The organism is Fructilactobacillus sp. X3R2C1 (genome assembly GCF_059901235.1).
Window position 1 is genome coordinate 107,009 of record NZ_JBWXVA010000005.1, and the last position, 19,000, is coordinate 126,008.

15 protein-coding genes are annotated in these 19,000 nt (G+C 37.9%); all 15 read left to right on the plus strand.

The window, feature by feature from the left end; genetic code table 11:
• Positions 1-20 precede the first annotated feature (20 nt).
• The 15 genes from AC6UDB_RS06110 to AC6UDB_RS06180 all read left to right on the plus strand — a co-directional run bounded on the left by AC6UDB_RS06110 (position 21) and on the right by AC6UDB_RS06180 (position 18,992).
• Complete coding sequence (locus AC6UDB_RS06110) at positions 21-986, plus strand: helix-turn-helix domain-containing protein (RefSeq protein ID WP_500694380.1); 966 nt, start codon at positions 21-23, stop codon at positions 984-986.
• A gap of 73 nt (positions 987-1,059) precedes the next feature.
• Positions 1,060-1,641 carry a CDP-diacylglycerol--glycerol-3-phosphate 3-phosphatidyltransferase gene (gene pgsA / locus AC6UDB_RS06115; RefSeq protein WP_500699822.1) on the plus strand — a complete coding sequence of 194 codons (582 nt, stop codon included), beginning with the start codon at positions 1,060-1,062 and terminating at the stop codon, positions 1,639-1,641.
• Positions 1,642-1,664: 23 nt separating this feature from the next.
• Entirely contained in the window at positions 1,665-2,903 is a 1,239-nt protein-coding gene (locus AC6UDB_RS06120; protein ID WP_500709446.1) for a competence/damage-inducible protein A, read from the plus strand.
• 139 nt (positions 2,904-3,042) lie between these two features.
• Positions 3,043-4,599 (plus strand): ribonuclease Y, encoded by a 1,557-nt coding sequence (rny, locus tag AC6UDB_RS06125; protein WP_500696083.1) that lies wholly within the window; start codon positions 3,043-3,045, stop codon positions 4,597-4,599.
• Between the two features lie 83 nt (positions 4,600-4,682).
• The gene (locus AC6UDB_RS06130; protein ID WP_500709448.1) at positions 4,683-5,492 is read left to right on the plus strand and encodes a TIGR00282 family metallophosphoesterase; all 810 of its coding nucleotides are present in this window, start codon (positions 4,683-4,685) and stop codon (positions 5,490-5,492) included.
• Between the two features lie 15 nt (positions 5,493-5,507).
• Positions 5,508-8,156 (plus strand): DNA mismatch repair protein MutS, encoded by a 2,649-nt coding sequence (gene mutS, locus AC6UDB_RS06135; RefSeq protein ID WP_500709449.1) that lies wholly within the window; start codon positions 5,508-5,510, stop codon positions 8,154-8,156.
• A 12-nt stretch (positions 8,157-8,168) separates the two neighbouring features.
• Complete coding sequence (gene mutL / locus AC6UDB_RS06140) at positions 8,169-10,085, plus strand: DNA mismatch repair endonuclease MutL (protein ID WP_500709450.1); 1,917 nt, start codon at positions 8,169-8,171, stop codon at positions 10,083-10,085.
• A gap of 24 nt (positions 10,086-10,109) precedes the next feature.
• Positions 10,110-10,706 (plus strand): Holliday junction branch migration protein RuvA, encoded by a 597-nt coding sequence (gene ruvA, locus AC6UDB_RS06145; RefSeq protein ID WP_500696087.1) that lies wholly within the window; start codon positions 10,110-10,112, stop codon positions 10,704-10,706.
• A 15-nt stretch (positions 10,707-10,721) separates the two neighbouring features.
• Positions 10,722-11,735 (plus strand): Holliday junction branch migration DNA helicase RuvB, encoded by a 1,014-nt coding sequence (gene ruvB / locus AC6UDB_RS06150; protein ID WP_500709452.1) that lies wholly within the window; start codon positions 10,722-10,724, stop codon positions 11,733-11,735.
• A 63-nt stretch (positions 11,736-11,798) separates the two neighbouring features.
• Positions 11,799-12,176, plus strand: a complete 378-nt coding sequence (gene yajC / locus AC6UDB_RS06155; protein WP_500694389.1) for a preprotein translocase subunit YajC — start codon at positions 11,799-11,801, stop codon at positions 12,174-12,176.
• A 73-nt stretch (positions 12,177-12,249) separates the two neighbouring features.
• Positions 12,250-13,371, plus strand: a complete 1,122-nt coding sequence (dinB, locus tag AC6UDB_RS06160; protein ID WP_500709453.1) for a DNA polymerase IV — start codon at positions 12,250-12,252, stop codon at positions 13,369-13,371.
• A gap of 55 nt (positions 13,372-13,426) precedes the next feature.
• A complete protein-coding gene (locus AC6UDB_RS06165) occupies positions 13,427-14,383 on the plus strand; it encodes a DHH family phosphoesterase (protein WP_500709454.1) in 957 nt (318 codons plus the stop codon).
• The gene (locus AC6UDB_RS06170; protein ID WP_500709455.1) at positions 14,383-15,744 is read left to right on the plus strand and encodes a DEAD/DEAH box helicase; all 1,362 of its coding nucleotides are present in this window, start codon (positions 14,383-14,385) and stop codon (positions 15,742-15,744) included. The genes AC6UDB_RS06165 and AC6UDB_RS06170 overlap by 1 nt, the downstream gene beginning before the upstream one ends.
• A 260-nt stretch (positions 15,745-16,004) precedes the next feature.
• Entirely contained in the window at positions 16,005-18,656 is a 2,652-nt protein-coding gene (alaS, locus tag AC6UDB_RS06175; protein ID WP_500709456.1) for an alanine--tRNA ligase, read from the plus strand.
• Between the two features lie 57 nt (positions 18,657-18,713).
• The gene (locus AC6UDB_RS06180) at positions 18,714-18,992 is read left to right on the plus strand and encodes an IreB family regulatory phosphoprotein (RefSeq protein WP_500694394.1); all 279 of its coding nucleotides are present in this window, start codon (positions 18,714-18,716) and stop codon (positions 18,990-18,992) included.
• Positions 18,993-19,000: the final 8 nt, after the last annotated feature.

Here is a 19,000-nt window from a genome sequence, read left to right on the forward strand (position 1 = left end):
AAAACGATGGGGTTTTACATATGGATAAAGAAGAAAAAAATCAAAAAAGTGTAAACATTGGTCAATTATTGCGTAAGGCTAGAGTTGACTCAGGAATTTCAATTGATGACGTTCAAAAGAAAACTAAAATTCAAAAACGTTATTTAGAAGCAATTGAACAAGATGACTTTAAGGCACTGCCTGGTGATTTTTACGTTCGTGCTTTTGTTAAACAGTTTGCAGATGCAGTTGGTTTAAACGGAAGCGAGTTTATTCAAAAATATGACTCCGAGCTTCCTGGTGGAGAAAAGTTTGGCTCTTCTGAGGACGATAACGGTGAGGGTCAAAATAACATTAAGGAAAATCCTCAACCAGTTCAGTCTGAGATGCCCAAACAACGTTCTGTTAGACATCACTCAACGAGTCCAGAATCAGGCCCTTCAGGATCTGGTGTGAAGAAACTAATTCCGATTGTTGGAATTGTGGTCATTGTGATTATTATCATTGGCGTCATCTGGGTTGGAGCCGGAAAGTTAGCTCATCACAATTCAGATACTACTTCAAGTACAACGTCTGTTTCCGTATCTTCGGATAGTTCAAGTTCGATGGCCAGCTCGCGTTCGAAGAAGGCCGCTCAGGATAAGGCCAAAGAGGCCAAAACAAAGAATCAGAATAATCAAGGAACCCAGATTGCTAAGGGTGCTAATGAGAACGAGTACAATGTTAAAACCAATGAAAAAGAAACAAAGGTCACTTTAAAGGGAAATGCTAAGTCTTGGTCAGCTGTTTCGGTTAATGGATCACAGGTTTGGCAGGGAACTTTAAATCCCAACCAGACTCATGATGTCACCATTCCTGCTAACACGAAAGAATTTAACGTTAACCTCGGCAATGCCCCCGCTACTGACATCACGATTAACGGTCAAAAAGCTAATTTAGAGAAGCCCGCTAACAATGGGAATGCTCAAGTTAGAAATGTCACTTTTAAAATTACAAATAAACTTTAACCCAAACCTAAATAACGATCTGTTAAAGATAGCAGGTCGTTATTTTAGCGTTTAACCTCAGGAGGATAAACTTTTGAACTTACCAAATAAATTAACTTTATTTAGAATAATTTTAATACCAATATTTTTAATTTTACTGGTTGTGCCAATGGATCTTGGCAGCGTGATGATCGTGGGAACGATGATTCCAGTTACACAGGTTTTAGCTACCGTGGTATTCATTGTGGCAGCGTTAACGGACTTTTTGGATGGTCAAATTGCGAGAAGACGACACCTAGTGACTAATTTTGGGAAATTCGCTGACCCGTTAGCGGATAAGATGTTGGTAATGTGTGCCTTCATTGTCTTAGTTGGTCTTGGCAGTGTTGCTAGTTGGATTGCGGCTATCATTGTTTGTCGTGAATTAGCGGTGACTGGTTTACGTTTAATTGTTGTTGAAAATGATGGTGAAGTTGTTGCGGCTGCGTGGCCAGGCAAGATTAAAACCTTTTTCCAGATGATTGCGATTATTATTCTGTTATTAAATAATGCATTATTTAATAACATTAATCTTCCGATGGGCCAAATCTGTTTATACATCTGCTTATTCTTTACCATTTACTCTGGTATTGAGTACTTTTACAAGAACCGAAAAGTTTTTTCTGATTCATTTTAATTAATACAGTTAGGAGTGGTTTGATGAATGCTGAAATAATATCAGTTGGGACGGAAATTCTTCTTGGTGAAATTACTGACACCAGTGCGCCCTTTATTGCGCGTCATCTGGCAAATTTAGGAATTGATGTTTACTTTCAAGACACCGTTGGAGATAATTACAAACGGTTAGAAGCTGTTATAAAGCTTGCTGAAAGTCGAAGTAACTTAGTGGTTTTGACAGGCGGGTTAGGTCCTACCGAAGATGACATTACTAAGATTGTGCTAGCTAAGCATTTGGGTCTTGGGTTAGATACGAATCAAAAAGCACTGGAAAAAATTAATCATTTTCATAAAAATTATCCAATGGAAAAGCCTCAAAATGCTGATATTCAAGCTGAATATATCCACGGTTCGACTGTATTACCAAATGATAATGGTTTTGCTGTTGGTATGTTTCTTACGACTAAAAACTGTGATTACTTGGTTTTACCGGGACCACCAGTTGAGATGCAACACATGTTTACTAAATATGCACTTCCAATTTTGACTAAATTAGCTAGTGGTAATCCCGTTATTGCTTCCAAAGTAATGCGTTTCTTTGGAATTGGTGAAACAGAACTTGAGGACCAATTAAAGCCCTTGATTTCTCATCAAACGAATCCAACTTTAGCAACGTACGCTAAGCGAAATGAAGTTACCCTAAGAATTACTGCGAGTGGAAAGAAAAAATCAGATGTCGATCATTTAATTGATGAAATGATCTTTAAAGTAAACTCAATTGTAGGGAAATATTTCTATGGTTTTGGTGATGATAACTCATTGGCTAAAGTAGCTGTTAATATCCTTAAAAAGAAAGCATTGTCAATCACTGCGGCAGAATCACTTACTGCTGGGATGTTTCAGAGTCGGCTTGGTGATGTCTCAGGTGTCTCTGAGGTTTTCCCAGGCGGATTTGTGACTTATTCGGTTAAAGTGAAAGAGGGTGTCTTGCACATTCCAAGCGAAGTGATTGATAAGCATGGAGTGGTTTCATCTGAGACGGCTGTTTGGATGGCTAAAAATTCGAAAGCAATTCTCAATACTGACGTTTCGGTTTCTTTTACTGGAGTTGCTGGACCTGATGAATTGGAAGGACATCCTGCTGGGAATTTCTGGGTAGGAATTTCATTACCTGATGGTGAGGTTAAGACCCGTGAATTTAATTTTGGCAAGGATCGAAATGAAATTCGTGATTACGCTACAAAATGCGGTCTTAAAATGATTTATGATAATTTAAAGTGAAAATAGGAGGATATTGGTTCTCCTATTTTGTACATACTAGTTGACACTAATTTTTCTAAACTTTAGAATTAAGAAGTGAATAACGTTTATGCTAGTTATTTAAATAAATTTTTTATTAGTGATACGGAGGCATATGTAAATGATAGTTACAGTTGTTTCCGCTGTTATCGCTGTCGTTGTTGGTTTTTTGATTGGTCAGTTCACCTATAAGCAGGTATCTGAGAAGAAGTTAGATGCTGCTCATGAAAGCGCAAAAGATATCCTTTCTGATGCTGAAAAGCAAGCTGAGAACTCGCTTAAAGAAGCTAGTTTAGAGGCAAAAGAGAAGGGAAATGCTTATCGACTTCAAGTAGAAAAAGAGTTGAAAAAGCGTCGTCTTGAAGTTCAAAAACAAGAAGATCGTTTGTTGAAACGTGAAGAAACGCTTGATCGAAAGGATAGTGCGTTTGAGAAACGTGATAATTCTTTGGAACGGCAAGAAGAAAAACTTGAAAAAGAAAAGCAAGAACTGACAAAGAAACAACAAAAAGCAGATTCACTTATTGAAAAACGGCAACAGGAAGTTGCCAGAGTTTCTAATTTAACTAAAGAGGAAGCTCGTACGATGGTAATTGATGAGACTAAGCAAGAATTGGCTGATACCCGTGCTCAAATGATTAAAGAGAGTTACGATGCTGCTAAAGAAGCTTCTGCTAAGGATGCTAAAAACTTGATTGTTGAAGCACTTCAACAGAGTTCTGCTGATATTGTCTCAGAGACTACTGTGTCTGTAGTAACTTTACCCAATGATGATATGAAAGGTAGAATCATTGGACGTGAGGGTCGAAACATTAGAACCTTTGAATCATTGACTGGGATTGATCTAATTATTGATGATACTCCCAATGCGGTGGTTTTAAGTGGTTTTAATCCAGTTCGACGTGAAGTCGCCAAAATGGCACTTGAAAAGTTGATTAAAGACGGAAGGATTCATCCAGCACGTATTGAAGAAATGGTTGAGAAGAGTAAAAAAGAACTCGATGCTCAAATTCAAGAGACTGGGGAAAACGTTGTCTTTGATTTAGGGATTCATTCAATGAATCCTGATTTGATTAAATTAATTGGTCAATTGAAATATAAAATTTCATATGGACAAAATGTTTTATCACGCTCCATTCAAGTAGCAAAATTGGCGGGAGTGTTTGCTGCTGAGTTAGGTGAAGATGTTACATTAGCGAAAAGAGCGGGATTGTTGCGTGAGATTGGTCTGTCGTCAAATAGTGGAACTGATGTTTCATACGTTGATGCTGGGATTGATATTGCAAAGAAATATGGTGAGAGCCCAGAAGTAATTGATACAATTCAGTTAGGTGGTCAAAAAAGTGAGCCACATTATATGATTTCAGAATTAGTTGATGTTGCCGATAAGATTTCAATGGCACGACCTGGTGCAAAGAGTGATTCACTTGAAAGCTTCGTTCATCGTTTAGATAAACTTGAAAAAATTAGTAATAGTTTTGACGAGGTTTCCAAGAGTTACGCAGTTCAGGCGGGTCGCGAAATTAGAGTGATTGCCAAACCCGAAAAGATTTCTGACACAGAAGCAATTGTACTTGCCAGAGATATTAAAGATAAGATTGAAAAGGAAATGAATCATCCTGGTCATGTCAAGGTAGATGTGATTCGGGAAGTCCGCTCAGTTGAATATGCCAAGTAAAAGATCAGAGATTATCCTGGTCTTTTTTATTTTGATTTATCAGTGTAAAATAAGGGTATTACAGTAGAAGATGGAGAGCGGATATGCGATTTTTATTTTTAGGTGACACGGTTGGTAATATTGGGGTGGCAACGGTAGAAAAATATCTACCCTTGCTAAAACATGACTTAAAACCACAGGTAACCATTGTGAATGGCGAAAATGCAACAAAGGTTGGACGTGGGATTAATCATGACCTTTATTTAAAAATTATGCATGCCGGAGCAGACGTGATTACTTTGGGGAATCATGCCTGGAATAATCCAGAAATTTTTGATTTTATTAATCAAACCCAAAATTTAATTCGTCCCCTTAACTATCCTGGAAAAGATGTCCCAGGAAAGGGCTACATAGAAATGAACGTTAATGGTAGTAAGGTAGCTGTGATTAATCTTCAAGGTCGCGTGTTTATGGATGAAATTGATGATCCATTTAGTAAAGTGGATGCGCTTCTTGCTAAGCTACATACCAACGGGTTTAATATCATCTTTGTGGATTTTCATGCTGAAACTACTAGTGAAAAGAAGGCCATGGCGCTTCATTTGGATGGGAAAATCTCCGCATTAGTGGGTACCCATACCCACGTGCAGACTAGTGATGGGCAAATCTTACCAAGTGGGACGGCCTTTTTAACTGATGCAGGGATGACTGGACCAGATGATGGAGTGATTGGGATGAAGTTTGAACCCGTTATTAATAAGTTTATGACGGCACGTCCTAATCGGTTTGAGGTTCAAGAGACTGGCGCAGCAGTGTTGTCAGGTTGCTACATTGATGTCGATAACAAGTCTGGCAAAGCTAAAAAAATTAAGAATATTTTAATCAACAAGGATCACCCATATCAAGAATTTTAAAGAGGAGCGATGTTAATGGCAAAATCAAAACAAACTACGCCAATGATGCAACAGTATCAAAAAGTTAAGGATCAATATCCTGATGCTTTTTTGTTTTATCGAATTGGCGATTTTTATGAATTGTTTAACGAGGATGCTATTAAGGGTGCGCAATTGTTGGAGTTAACTTTAACCAAACGAAGTAGGAAGTCAGATAATCCCATTCCGATGTGTGGCGTTCCTCATCAATCCGTTCAAAATTACATTGATACCTTAGTAGATAAGGGATACAAGGTAGCAATTTGTGAACAGATGGAAGACCCTCGGACTGCTAAGGGAATGGTAGATCGGGATGTTATTCAGCTAATTACGCCTGGAACTCAAACTGATGCCAATGCCGAAAATGCCAAGGTCAACAACTACTTAACCGCGGTTACTTATAATAAAGATGAGCATTCTTTTGGATTTTCTTACATTGATCTTTCTACAGGTGAGTTAAAGGTTAGCTTGTTAGCAAGCGATGAAGCTGTCTTAAACGAAGTGATTAATCTTAATTCAAAAGAGATTGTAGTTAACGACTCGATCGATGATAATTTGATTCATCAACTAAAGGAAATCGGTGTTCTTATTTCAAAAGAGAATCAAACTTCTGAGGTGGGGTCAAATGTCATTACTAATATTGATGATCCAACGCTAATTGACTCCCTTAAAATGTTATTAACTTATATTTCGGACACACAAAAGCGTAGTTTATCTCATATTCAACCAGCAGTTAGATATGAGCCAAGTTCTTTTTTGAAAATTGATCATAATTCGCAATATAATCTGGAACTAACTAAAAACATTAGGACCGGCAAAAAGAGTGGCACGTTGCTATGGATCGTTGACGATACTAAAACGGCAATGGGTGGTAGAAAACTCAAGCAATGGTTAGAGCGGCCGCTAATTAATCGGAAAGAGATTGAGCAACGCCAGAATCTAGTTGGGACGCTCTTAGATAATTATTATGAGCGGAGTGAGCTTTCCGACAATTTGATTAAAGTTTATGATTTAGAGCGACTTTCTGGACGAATTTCATTTGGCGGAGTAAACGGTAGAGACTTGATTCAGCTGGAGACTTCACTTGAACAAATTCCCAAAATTAAGCATGTTTTAAATGACCTAGATACTCCAGAGTTTGATGAAATTTATCAAAAACTCGATGATGTTAATGATGTGTATGAATTAATAAAAGACGCCATCGTTTCAGAGCCCCCAATTTCTGTCACGGATGGTGGAGTCATTAGAAATGGTTATAATAAGCAACTTGATCGGTATCGGGATGCCATGAAAAATGGTAAAAAATGGTTAGCTGATATGGAAGCTAAAGAGCGTCAGGAAACTGGGATCCATAACCTCAAGATTGGTTATAATCGAGTATTTGGCTACTATATTGAGGTATCGAAAGGTAATCTTGGTAAACTTGATGATAGTAGGTATGAACGTCTTCAGACACTTACCAATGCGGAACGTTTTTCAACACCAGAACTAAAAGAAAAAGAATCGATTATTTTAGAAGCAGAAGAGAAATCTAAAAGTTTAGAATATGAAATTTTTACACAGGTCAGAGATAAGATTAAAAAGCAGATTCCGCGAATTCAGAAGTTAGCGAGTGGAATTTCACGCTTAGACGTTTTGCAGAGCTTTGCGACTATTTCTGAGAAGTATCAATTTGTAAAGCCTAAGTTTAATAATGGTCATGATTTGAACATTAAAGCAGGACGTCATCCCGTTGTGGAGCGTGTGATGGGGGCTCAAAGTTATGTTCCAAATGATGTGATAATGAATCCAGATATTTCTGAATTATTAATTACTGGTCCGAACATGTCCGGTAAAAGCACATACATGAGACAACTAGCTCTAATTGTAATCCTGGCACAAATGGGGTGTTTTGTTCCAGCTGATGCAGCCGAGATGCCCATATTCGATCAAATTTTCACTCGAATTGGTGCTGCCGATGACCTTATTTCGGGTAAAAGTACGTTTATGGTGGAGATGAGGGAAGCCAATGAAGCCTTGAAACATGCTTCTGCTAATTCACTGATTTTGTTTGACGAAATTGGACGAGGAACTTCCACATATGATGGCATGGCACTTGCACAATCTATCATTGAGTATATTCATGATAATATTGGTGCTAAAACACTATTTTCAACTCATTACCACGAATTAACCGAATTAGATCAAGAGTTAAAGCATTTAAAGAACGTTCACGTTGGGGCAGTTGAAAAAGATGGCAACCTGGTTTTTCTTCATAAAATTATGAATGGACCAGCCGATCGTTCCTATGGGATTAATGTTGCTAAGTTAGCTGGCCTTCCTGATCAGTTGTTGAAGCGGGCTAGCACGGTTCTTTTAAAGCTAGAAGATGATGAACAACAAAAAAGTAATGATAATCATGCTACTCAAGCTCAAAGTCCCGTTCATAAGGATAACCCAGCATCTACCACGCCATCTAGTTCAATTGATTTAAATGATTCAGAACAAATGGCATTGTTTAAAGTGGATGATCCCAAAAGTGATAAGTCATTAGATAAAAATAAAAGTAAGATTATTGAGGACATTGAGAATACTGATCTTATGAGTAAGACTCCAATTCAGATTATGAATTTGGTGTATAAATGGAAAACTAAGTTAGAAAATTAAGGTGGTGATATTGTGTCCGACATTCATCAATTACCGACAATTCTTTCCGATCAAATTTCGGCTGGAGAAGTTGTTGAGAGGCCAGCATCGGTAGTTAAAGAACTAGTTGAAAATTCAATTGATGCCAATAGTAGTAAAATTGACATTGAAGTGGTTGATTATGGCCTTAAAAAGATTAAGGTGATTGATAATGGATCTGGAATTGCTCCTGATCAAGTTGAGTTGGCGTTTCGACGTTTTGCTACGAGTAAAATTAATAATAAACGTGATTTGTTTCGAGTTAAATCATTAGGATTTCGTGGCGAAGCGTTGCCTAGTATTGCCTCTGTCTCTGATGTGGAAATGAGGACTTCGGATGGTAGAGAACAGGGGTCTGAAATTAAAATTCATGGTGGCAAGGTTGTAAAGATAGAGCCATCACAGGCACGAAGAGGGACATCGGTCGTCGTTTCTGATCTATTCTTTAATACCCCTAACCGGCTAAAATATTTAAAGGCACCATCTACGGAACTATCTAAGATATCTGATATTGTCAATCGATTGGCTCTTAGCCATCCTGAAATTGCTTTTTCTTTGACTCATAATGGTCGCGAACTCCTACGGACTTCGGGTCGAAACAACATGCAACAAGTCATTGCTGGAATTTATGGCAATCGAAGTATGAAGCAAATGATTCCGATTAGTGCTGAAAATCCGGACTTTAAGTTAAGTGGGTACGTCAGCTTGCCAGAGTTAACTAGAGCAAGCCGTAAATATACATCTGTGATCGTTAATGGGCGATTTATTCGTGACTTTGGCATTGATCACGCGATTATTGATGGGTATGGATCAAAACTGATGGTTGGAAGATATCCCATTGTCGTTTTAAGTATCGAGATGGATCCAACTTTAGTTGATGTTAATGTACATCCTTCAAAAGAGGAAATCAGAATCTCCAAAAAGAAGGAATTGAGTTCATTCGTCTCACAAACAATTTATGATGCTTTAGCCAAACAAAATCTGATTCCGGATGCTATTAATAACCAGACTTTAAAAAATGGGGTTGCACGTCATAACTCTACGGAAATTTCACTTAATTTAAATCAACTCTATGAAGATCAAAATACACAAAAAAGTTCGATTCCACAAGTTAGTAAGTCAGACTCAATGAAGTCAGTGGCTAATCACAATGCTTATCCAGCTCATCATCAGCCGATTATGATTTATCGAAAAAATGATTTAGATTCGAATTCCGCTCGTAAATTTAAAGCAAAGTACGAAAATGAAGTGGTCGACTTACCGTTTGGTGACAATCAGCAAAGTCCAAATTCGTCTCATGATTTTCCACAATTACGGTATGTTGGTCAAGTTCATGGTACGTACCTAATTGCTGAAAGTTCAGATGGGATGTATGTTGTTGATCAGCACGCTGCTCAAGAACGGATTAATTATGAATACTATCGAAGACAAGTTGGCAATGTGAGTGAAGACGAGCAGAAATTATTGGTTCCAATTGTTCTTGATTACACTTCCAGTGATGCTTTAATTATTTCAAATCATTTGGATCTTTTAGAGAAGAATGGAATCCATTTAGAGTCATTTGGGAAAAATAGTTTTGTCATTAGGCAGCATCCGGTTTGGTTTAAAGCTGGTCAGGAAGAAGATACCATTAAAGAAATGATTGACTGGGTTTTGAGTAATCAACAGCTTTCGATTGCACAGTTTAGAGAAAAAGCTGCCATCATGATGAGTTGTAAACGAGCAATTAAAGCTAATCATCATCTGGATAAGCGCCAGGCTCAGGCCTTGTTAGATAAATTACCACAGTGTGAGAATCCTTTTAATTGTCCCCATGGCCGCCCTGTTTTAGTTCATTTTTCTAATTCAGATCTGGAGACCATGTTTAAGCGAATTCAGGACCCGCATCAAAGTAGAGATGTTAATTTTTAATCCAATAGGAAATGAGTTGATTGTATGTATGAATACTTGTATGGGATGATTACGGATGTGACCCCCAAGTACATTGTTTTAGACGTTGATGGAGTTGGTTACTTAGTTTATGTAGCTAATCCCTATCACTATAGTACTGACCAACAGGTGCGAGTTTATATCCACCAGTCGGTTTCAGACAATGGGATTGCATTATATGGATTTATTTCGTTAGCGGATAAACAACTTTTTGAACAATTACTGAATGTTTCCGGGATTGGATCAAAAAGTGCCTTGGCAATTATGGCTGGTAATGACAGTAATGGTTTAATTAGTGCCATTAATGCTGGAAACATCAAGTATTTAACTAAATTTCCCGGAATTGGGAAAAAGACTGCCCAACAAATTGTGTTGGACCTAAAGGATAAGATTACATCTAATGACGTATTTGTTGGTAGTATTTCGGTAAATGACGTTGAAGACACTGGAAATAAGCAGTTAGACGATGCATTGAGTGCATTACAAGCTCTTGGTTTTAAGCAACGCGAGGTTGATAAAGTTAAAACAAAACTACAGAAAATAGAAGCAGACTATACAACTGATCAATATATTAGTTCAGGTCTCAAACTATTGACTAAGTAGATTAGGAGGAAGTTAATGGCAGATGATCGAATAGTTTCTGGATCAAGTGATGATGAAACCGATGATTCTTTTGAAATGTCACTTCGGCCCCAAAGTTTTGATCAGTATATTGGTCAAGATGATTTAAAAAAGAAACTTAAGATTTACATTCAAGCCGCTAGGCAGCGAGAAGAATCGCTTGATCATGTCTTATTGTATGGACCACCTGGTCTTGGGAAGACGACACTAGCAAACGTGATTGCAAATGAGATGGGCGTTGATATGAAGACAACCACTGGTCCCGCCATTGAAAAAAAAGGTGACTTGGTGGCTCTTTTAAACGAATTAAAACCCGGTGATATTCTTTTTATTGATGAAATTCATCGTTTACCTAAAGAAGTTGAAGAGATGTTATATTCCGCGATGGAAGACTACTATGTTGATATTATCATTGGAAATGACGATTCAACCAAGCACCCCGTTCACTTTGAATTACCACCGTTTACGCTGATCGGAGCTACCACAAGGGCTGGATTGCTTGATTCACCATTTAGAGATCGGTTTGGTATTGTTGAACGGATGAATTACTATAACGATCGTGATTTAGAAAAGATTGTGAAACGTTCAGCTAAAATCTTTCATAGTAAGATTAAAGAAGATGGTGCTCACGAAATTGCGCTGCGCTCCAGAGGAACTCCCAGAGTTGCTAATCGATTGTTAAAACGGGTGAGAGATTTTGCACAGGTGGCCAATCATGATGAGATTGATGTTGATAACGTTGATACCGCACTTAATGCTTTAGGCGTTGATAAGAACGGATTAGATCGAACTGATCTCAATTTGCTTTCAACGATGATCGACTTTTACGATGGTGGTCCAGTTGGATTAAATACCTTAGCCGCCAATATTGGCGAAGAATCAGAAACAATTTCTGAAATGTATGAACCATATTTGTTACAGATTGGATATCTCAAGCGGACTGCTCGAGGACGGATGGTAACAAGAGCTGGCTATAAACATTTAGGCCGGAAATATCCTGAAGCTAATTAAATTAATTGGAAATTTTATCGACAATTTGGTAAGCTATTGTTAAATAAAGAATGAGGTGAAAACATGCAGAACATATCACAATATGCTGGAATTATTGTATTAATTCTTTTGTTCGTTTTAATGTATTTTATGATGATCAGACCACAAAAGAAGCAACAACAAAAGCATCAAAACACTTTGAAGAACTTGCGTAAGGGTGATCATGTGGTTACCATTGGCAGACTTCATGGAATTGTTGATCAAATTAATAATGAAAAGCGAACGGTTACTTTAGACTGTGATGGTCTTTATTTAGTATTTGACCTCAACGCGATTGCAAGTGCAAGTCGTCCAGGAGAAGATAGTGCTTCAGATGATTCAAAAAAGAGGGATACTTCCAAAAAGGACGAATCAGAAAAAGCATCTGATGTAAGTAATAATTCAAATGATGACAACGCTTAATAAGAGGGTCGGATGAGTCCGATCTTTTTTATTGGATGAACAAGAACGTACGTTTGGGACAGAAGGTGAACTTTTGGAAGAATCAATTCAAATCAATCATTCACGTTGGATTTTACATGTTGATATGGATGCTTTTTTTGCCTCAATTGAGCAACGTGAGCATCCTGAATTTGTTGATCAACCACTCATTATTTCTAAAGATCCAAGGACGACTGGTGGTCGTGGAGTAGTGACCACTGCTAATTACCCAGCGAGAAAGTTTGGCGTTCATTCAGCAATGCCTGCTAGTAAAGCACTTGAACTTTGTCCTAAGGGAATTTTTAAGGCACCCGAATTTGAATTGTATCGAAGCGTCTCGCATCAAATTCATGCGATTTTTCATGAATATACCGACCGAATTGAAACCGTTGCGCTTGATGAGGCTTATCTTGACATCTCAGATAACAAAAAGGGAATTGATAATCCAGTACTGATTGCTCATTTGATTCAAAGTGAAATATGGGAAAAGACTCATCTAACTTCTTCCACCGGGATTTCTTACAATAAGTTTTTAGCCAAGGAGGCTTCTGATTACCGGAAGCCTGCTGGGGTTTCTGTGATCGATGTGGAAGATAGTCACGAATTTTTGATGAAACTTCCCATTGAACGTTATCGGGGTGTTGGGAAAAAGACGCTTCAAAAAATGCAACGATTAAACATCCAAAATGGTTATGATTTATACCAACAATCAGAGATGGATCTTATCAAGAATTTTGGTAAGTTTGGTTATTTTTTGTATCGTCGAGTTCGCGGATCCGATGATCGACCGGTTGAGTATCAAAGAGAGCGCAAATCAATTGGAAAAGAAAGAACTTATGGTCCTGAGTTAAAAAGCCGACAAGAAGTGGAATCACAACTCCATAAGATTTCTGAGATGGTGGAGCAGTCATTAAATCAGCATGAGAAACATGGAAAAGTTTTAGTCTTAAAGGTCAGGTACAGTGACTTTACTACGTTAACCAAAAGAGTTTCGTGGAATGATTTTATGGAAAACGATGCCCGTCTTTTTTATGATTTGGCAATGGAGCTTTTTGATTTGCTTCCTGATGCCACTAATGGCGTTAGATTGTTGGGAATAACACTTACTAGTCTCTCAGACTTAGGGTTTCAAAACGTTAAGCTTCCCTTGTATTCAGATCCTCACTTTGAATTATAGTGTTTGTGGGTTATACTTAACTGTTAAATAATTAAGATTATTAGAGGCTATTTTAATGAATACAAAGCAGCAAATTAACGAAAAAATCAAGGAATATCCGACGATTATTATTCACAGACATCAGAGTCCTGATCCAGATGCGGTTGGTTCTCAAATTGGGTTGGCTAGCATTATTAAAGCATCTTATCCGAATAAAAAGGTTTTGACCGTTGGAAAACAGTATCCAGGCTTTGATTGGTTAGGAAAAGTTACGAAAGCAAGTGACGATGATTACAAGAATGCCTTAGTGATTGTGGTTGATACTGCTAACCAGCCGCGAGTTGATGATGATCGTTATACAAAGGGAAAATATTTAATTAAAATTGATCATCATCCAAATGACGATCAATTTGGGGATTTGATGTGGGTTGAACCAGAAGCATCAAGTACTTCCGAATTAATTTATGATTTATTTGCTGCTAATGATGATTTAAAGATGACAGATGATGCAGCTCGTTTATTGTATGCTGGAATCATTGGAGATACCGGTAGGTTTAAGTATTCATCGACTTCATCGCATACGTTTGAAGTGGCAGGCAAATTAGACCAGTACGATTTTTCGATTACCGACGTGGCCCAAATTGAAGATGAAATTGATACTGCCCAAGCCCGTTTGGCTGCTTATGTATACAATAATTTGAAAATTGACGACAATGGGGCTGCATATGTAGTTTTGACTAATGAAGTAATTAAGGACCTCAACTTAGGTGATGATAGTACGTCATCAGTGGTTCCGTTGCCTGGTAATATTGGCACTGTGGTTTCTTGGGCGATTTTTGTCCAACAAAAAGAAGGAAATTATCGCATTCGATTGCGTTCTAAAGGACCATCCATTAACGAATTGGCTAAAGAACACAACGGTGGTGGTCATGCGCTTGCAAGTGGAGCTAAAGCTGCTGATGAGGATGAGATTAAACAAGTTGTTAAGCAGCTAGGAGAAATTGTGAAACAGTACAAAAAGGAGAACAATTAATGGGAGCTTCATTTAAAGATTATCATTTTCAACCCTTCATTAGTGATGCCATTCAGGACCTGGGATTTCATAATCCTACTCCAATTCAAACTAAAGTAATTCCAACCATTAAACATGGAAAAAGTGTGATTGGTAAGTCTGCTACTGGTAGTGGAAAAACTCATGCCTTTCTTTTGCCCATTTTTGATGGTTTAGATCTTAATAAAGAAGATGTTCAGGTTGTCATTACAACCCCCAGTAGGGAATTAGCATATCAAATTTATGACAATGCAAAACAAATTGCTAAATTCTCTGATAAAACCATTCACATTGGAAATTATGTCGGAGGAACTGATAAGGAACGCCAAGTTTCAAAGCTTGAGCATGAACAACCACAGGTAGTGATTGGTACTCCAGGTCGAATCTGGGATCTTGTTAAAAATGGTGATCTTGAAATCCATCGTGCTCGACAACTAGTAATTGATGAAGCCGATATGACTCTAGACTTGGGTTTTTTAGATACAATTGACAAGATTGCTTCTAAAATGGCCGCGGATTTACAAATGATGGTATTTTCTGCTACTGTTCCACCGAAGTTAAGGCCATTTCTAAAAAAGTACATGAAGAATCCGGTCATGGATGATATTCCCACCAAAACGGTTATCAATCAGGATGTTTCTAACTGGTTGATTTCGACTAAGGGAAAAGATAAAAATGATTTAATTTATCAGCTGATCACGATGGGTGAGCCGTATTTGGTACTTATTTTTGCGAATACGCGTGAGCGGGTAGATGAGATCTATGATTATCTAAAACAACGTGGATTAAAAGTTGCTGAAATCCATGGAGGAATGCAACCGCGAGTTAGAAAGCGGGTTATGAAGCAGATTCAAAACCTTGATTATCAATTCGTGGTGGCGTCTGATCTAGCGGCCCGTGGAATTGATATTTCAGGAGTTTCTCATGTTATTAATGATGATATTCCAACTGATCTAGAATATTTTATTCACCGAGTTGGAAGAACCGGTCGAAATGGGATGAAAGGGACTGCCATCACTCTATATGCACCAGGTGAAGAACAAAAGATCTCTGAATTGGAGAAAATGGGGATTAAATTTACTCCTAAAGAAATTAAACATGGAGAAGTAGTTGATACTTATGATAGAAGACGGCGAGCTAAACGTCGTGAGCCCCAAAATAAATTGGATCCTACTATGATTGGTTTGATTAAGAAAAAGAAGAAAAACGTTAAACCTGGATACAAAAAGAAGATTCGCCGTGCTATTAAGCAAAAAAGTGATGAAGATCGTAAAATTGAGATCAGAAATCAAATTCGAGCCCGCAAGAAGCAAAAAAAGCGTAGCTCGCAGCGTTATCAGTAAGAGTCTAATTGACAGTAGTTTATTTTCTGGATATAATTTAAATTAGTTGGATATGTCAAATTAGTGAAGTACTACAGGAAGGTTTGAAAAATGAAAACAGACCGTACTTAGTTATTTTGATGCTACCAAACAGTAGATCGTTTCCCACGTTATAGGGACTAAAGAGGTAATGACAACATCGTTGCAAGTAAAGTGGTACCGCGTCCCGGCGTCTTTGCTAGCAAGGGTGTTTTTTATTTTTTATTATTATGGAGGATATCATGAAAAAGCTCAGCAGTAATCAAGTTCGTCAAATGTTTCTTGATTTTTTCAAAGAGAAGGGTCATACCGTGGAACCAAGTGCCTCACTAGTCCCAAAGGATGATCCCACTTTACTTTGGATTAATTCTGGGGTTGCCACCATGAAAAAGTATTTTGATGGTTCAGAAGTTCCAAGTAATCCACGATTAACTAGTTCGCAGAAGAGTATTAGAACTAATGATATTGAGAACGTTGGTAAAACGGCAAGACACCAAACTCTGTTTGAGATGCTTGGTAATTTTTCGGTTGGTGATTATTTTAAAAAAGAAGTCATTCCGTGGGCATACGAGTTATTGACTAGTCCGAAGTGGTTTGGATGGGATCCAAATAATTTATACGTCACCGTTTATCCAGATGACAAAGAAACAAAGGAATTATGGGAAAAGGTTGGGATTGCGCCTGATCATATTGTTGAAGCAAAGGACAATTTTTGGGACATTGGTCAAGGTCCCTCAGGTCCTGATTCGGAAATTTTTTATGATCGGGGTGAAAAGTACGATAACTTAGCACCTGATAATCCCGAAAATTATCCTGGCGGCGAAAATGAGCGATATTTGGAGGTTTGGAATATTGTGTTTTCTCAGTTTAATCACACGCCTGAAGGAACCTATGAGCCACTTCCAAGAAAAAACATTGATACTGGAATGGGACTTGAACGGGTTGTATCAATTTTCCAAGATGCACCAACGAACTTTGAAACCGATTTATTTATGCCAATTATCAAGAAAACTGAGGAATTAAGTGATGGTAAGAAGTATGATGGTAATCGGAAAGATGACATCCCCTTTAAGGTCATTGCTGATCACATTCGGGCAATTACCTTTGCCATTGGTGATGGGGCCCTTCCCTCAAATGAAGGACGAGGTTATGTCATTAGACGCCTGATTAGACGGGCAACTGTTAATGGACACGAATTAGGTATTAATGATGCCTTTTTGTATAAACTAGTTCCCGTTGTTGGTCAAATCATGCAATCTTATTACCCCGATGTTCTTGAACAGAGTGGTTATATTAAAAAGATCGTTAAAAATGAGGAAGAGCGTTTTAACACCACGCTAAGCGATGGCTTGCAACTGCTTAATAACCTTATTTCTGAGACTAAGACCAATTCTAAAAAAGAAATTTCTGGTAAAGATGCCTTTAAACTCTACGATACTTATGGTTTTCCCCTTGAACTTACCGAGGAATATGCTGGTAATGAAGGGGTTAAAGTGGATGAAACTGGTTTTGATGTTGAAATGCAAAAGCAACAAGACCGGGCTAGAAACGCTCGTGGGTCGAAGAAATCGATGAAAGTTCAACGAGATTTGTTACTTGATATTAAAACTCCTAGTGAATACGTGGGATACGATCGACTAACCGTTGATGCTGCTAAACTTAATGATATTATTTTTGATGAAAAGCTTACAAATCAGATCACGCCGGACAAAAAAGAAGCTGAATTAATTTTCGATAAAACACCATTCTATGCTGAAATGGGTGGTCAAGTAGCCGATAGTGGTAAGATTTATAACCAAAATGGTGACGAAGTGGCTGAAGTTGAGGATGTCCAAAAAGCTCCAAATGGTCAAAATCTTCATACTGTTAAAATTACCGGTGATATGAAGAAAGGTGAGAAGTACAAGTTAGTTGTTGACCGCGATTTCCATGATCGGGTTGAGAATAACCATACGGCAACTCATCTATTAGATCAGTCACTAAGAAATGTTCTTGGTGGTCATACGCAACAAGCTGGCTCACTAGTTCGTCCTGATTATCTTCGTTTTGACTTTACCCATTTCGGTCAAGTCACTGACGCTGAACTGCAAAAAGTTGAGAACATGGTTAATCAAAAGATTTTTGCTGCCATTCCCGTTCAAACCGTTGTGACCGACCAAAAAACTGGAAAAGAAATGGGCGCTATTGCACTTTTTAACGCAAAGTATGGTGATGAAGTTCGAGTAGTAAAGATTGATGATTTTTCAATTGAGTTTTGCGGTGGCGATCATGTTAAAAATACCAGTCAGTTGGGATTATTTAAGATTGTCTCTGAGACCGGAGTTGGATCTGGAGTCAGAAGAATTGAAGCTGTTACCTCTAAAGATGCTTTTAATCTTTTAAATGATGAGGAACGAATGTTAAAGGAAATTGGAAAGACAGTTAAGTCGCCAACAACCGATGAAATTCCCGGCCGTGTTAAACAATTACAAGGTCAAATTAAGGATTTGGAAAGTCGACAAGAATCACTTGAAACTAAGCTAGCTAACCAGGAAGCCGCAGACATTTTTGATGATGTTCAGGACGTTAACGGAGTCACTTTGATTGCAGGACACTTAAAAAATGCTAATATGAGTCAACTAAGAGAATTAGCTGATACCTGGAGAGATAAAAACGCTTCAGACGTTCTTGTTCTTGGGACTGGTACTGATGACAAAGCTAATTTATTAGTTGCAGTTAGTGAGGATCAAGTGAAGGCTGGAATTAAAGCTGGTGATTTAATTAAATCAATTTCTAAAAATATCAGCGGTGGCGGAGGGGGTCGTCCTAACATGGCCCAAGCTGGTGGTAAAAATCCAGCTGGTATTGATGATGCTTTAAAAGCTGCCAAGACCTGGATTAAGAAACATAAGTAATAGTTGTTATTTGAAAATTAGTCGTGTATTATCTTTTTTGTAGGGGAGGGATCTATGATGGAGCACAAACAAGAAAACATTTCATTATTTAAAGACAAGTCGAATCTAGATATTCATAAGACGCTGGCGACTGTTTACCAAGCCTTAATTGAAAAGGGTTATGATCCTTATGTTCAATTAGTTGGTTATTTAACATCTGGCGATCCAGCATATCTTCCAAAATTGAATAATGCGCGGACGCTAATGTGTCATTACGATCGAGAAGAAATAATTGATGTGCTTTTACATTCATATTTGAAGGGTAGAACACCATCAATGGATGGGACGTCAGATTAGTGAGATTA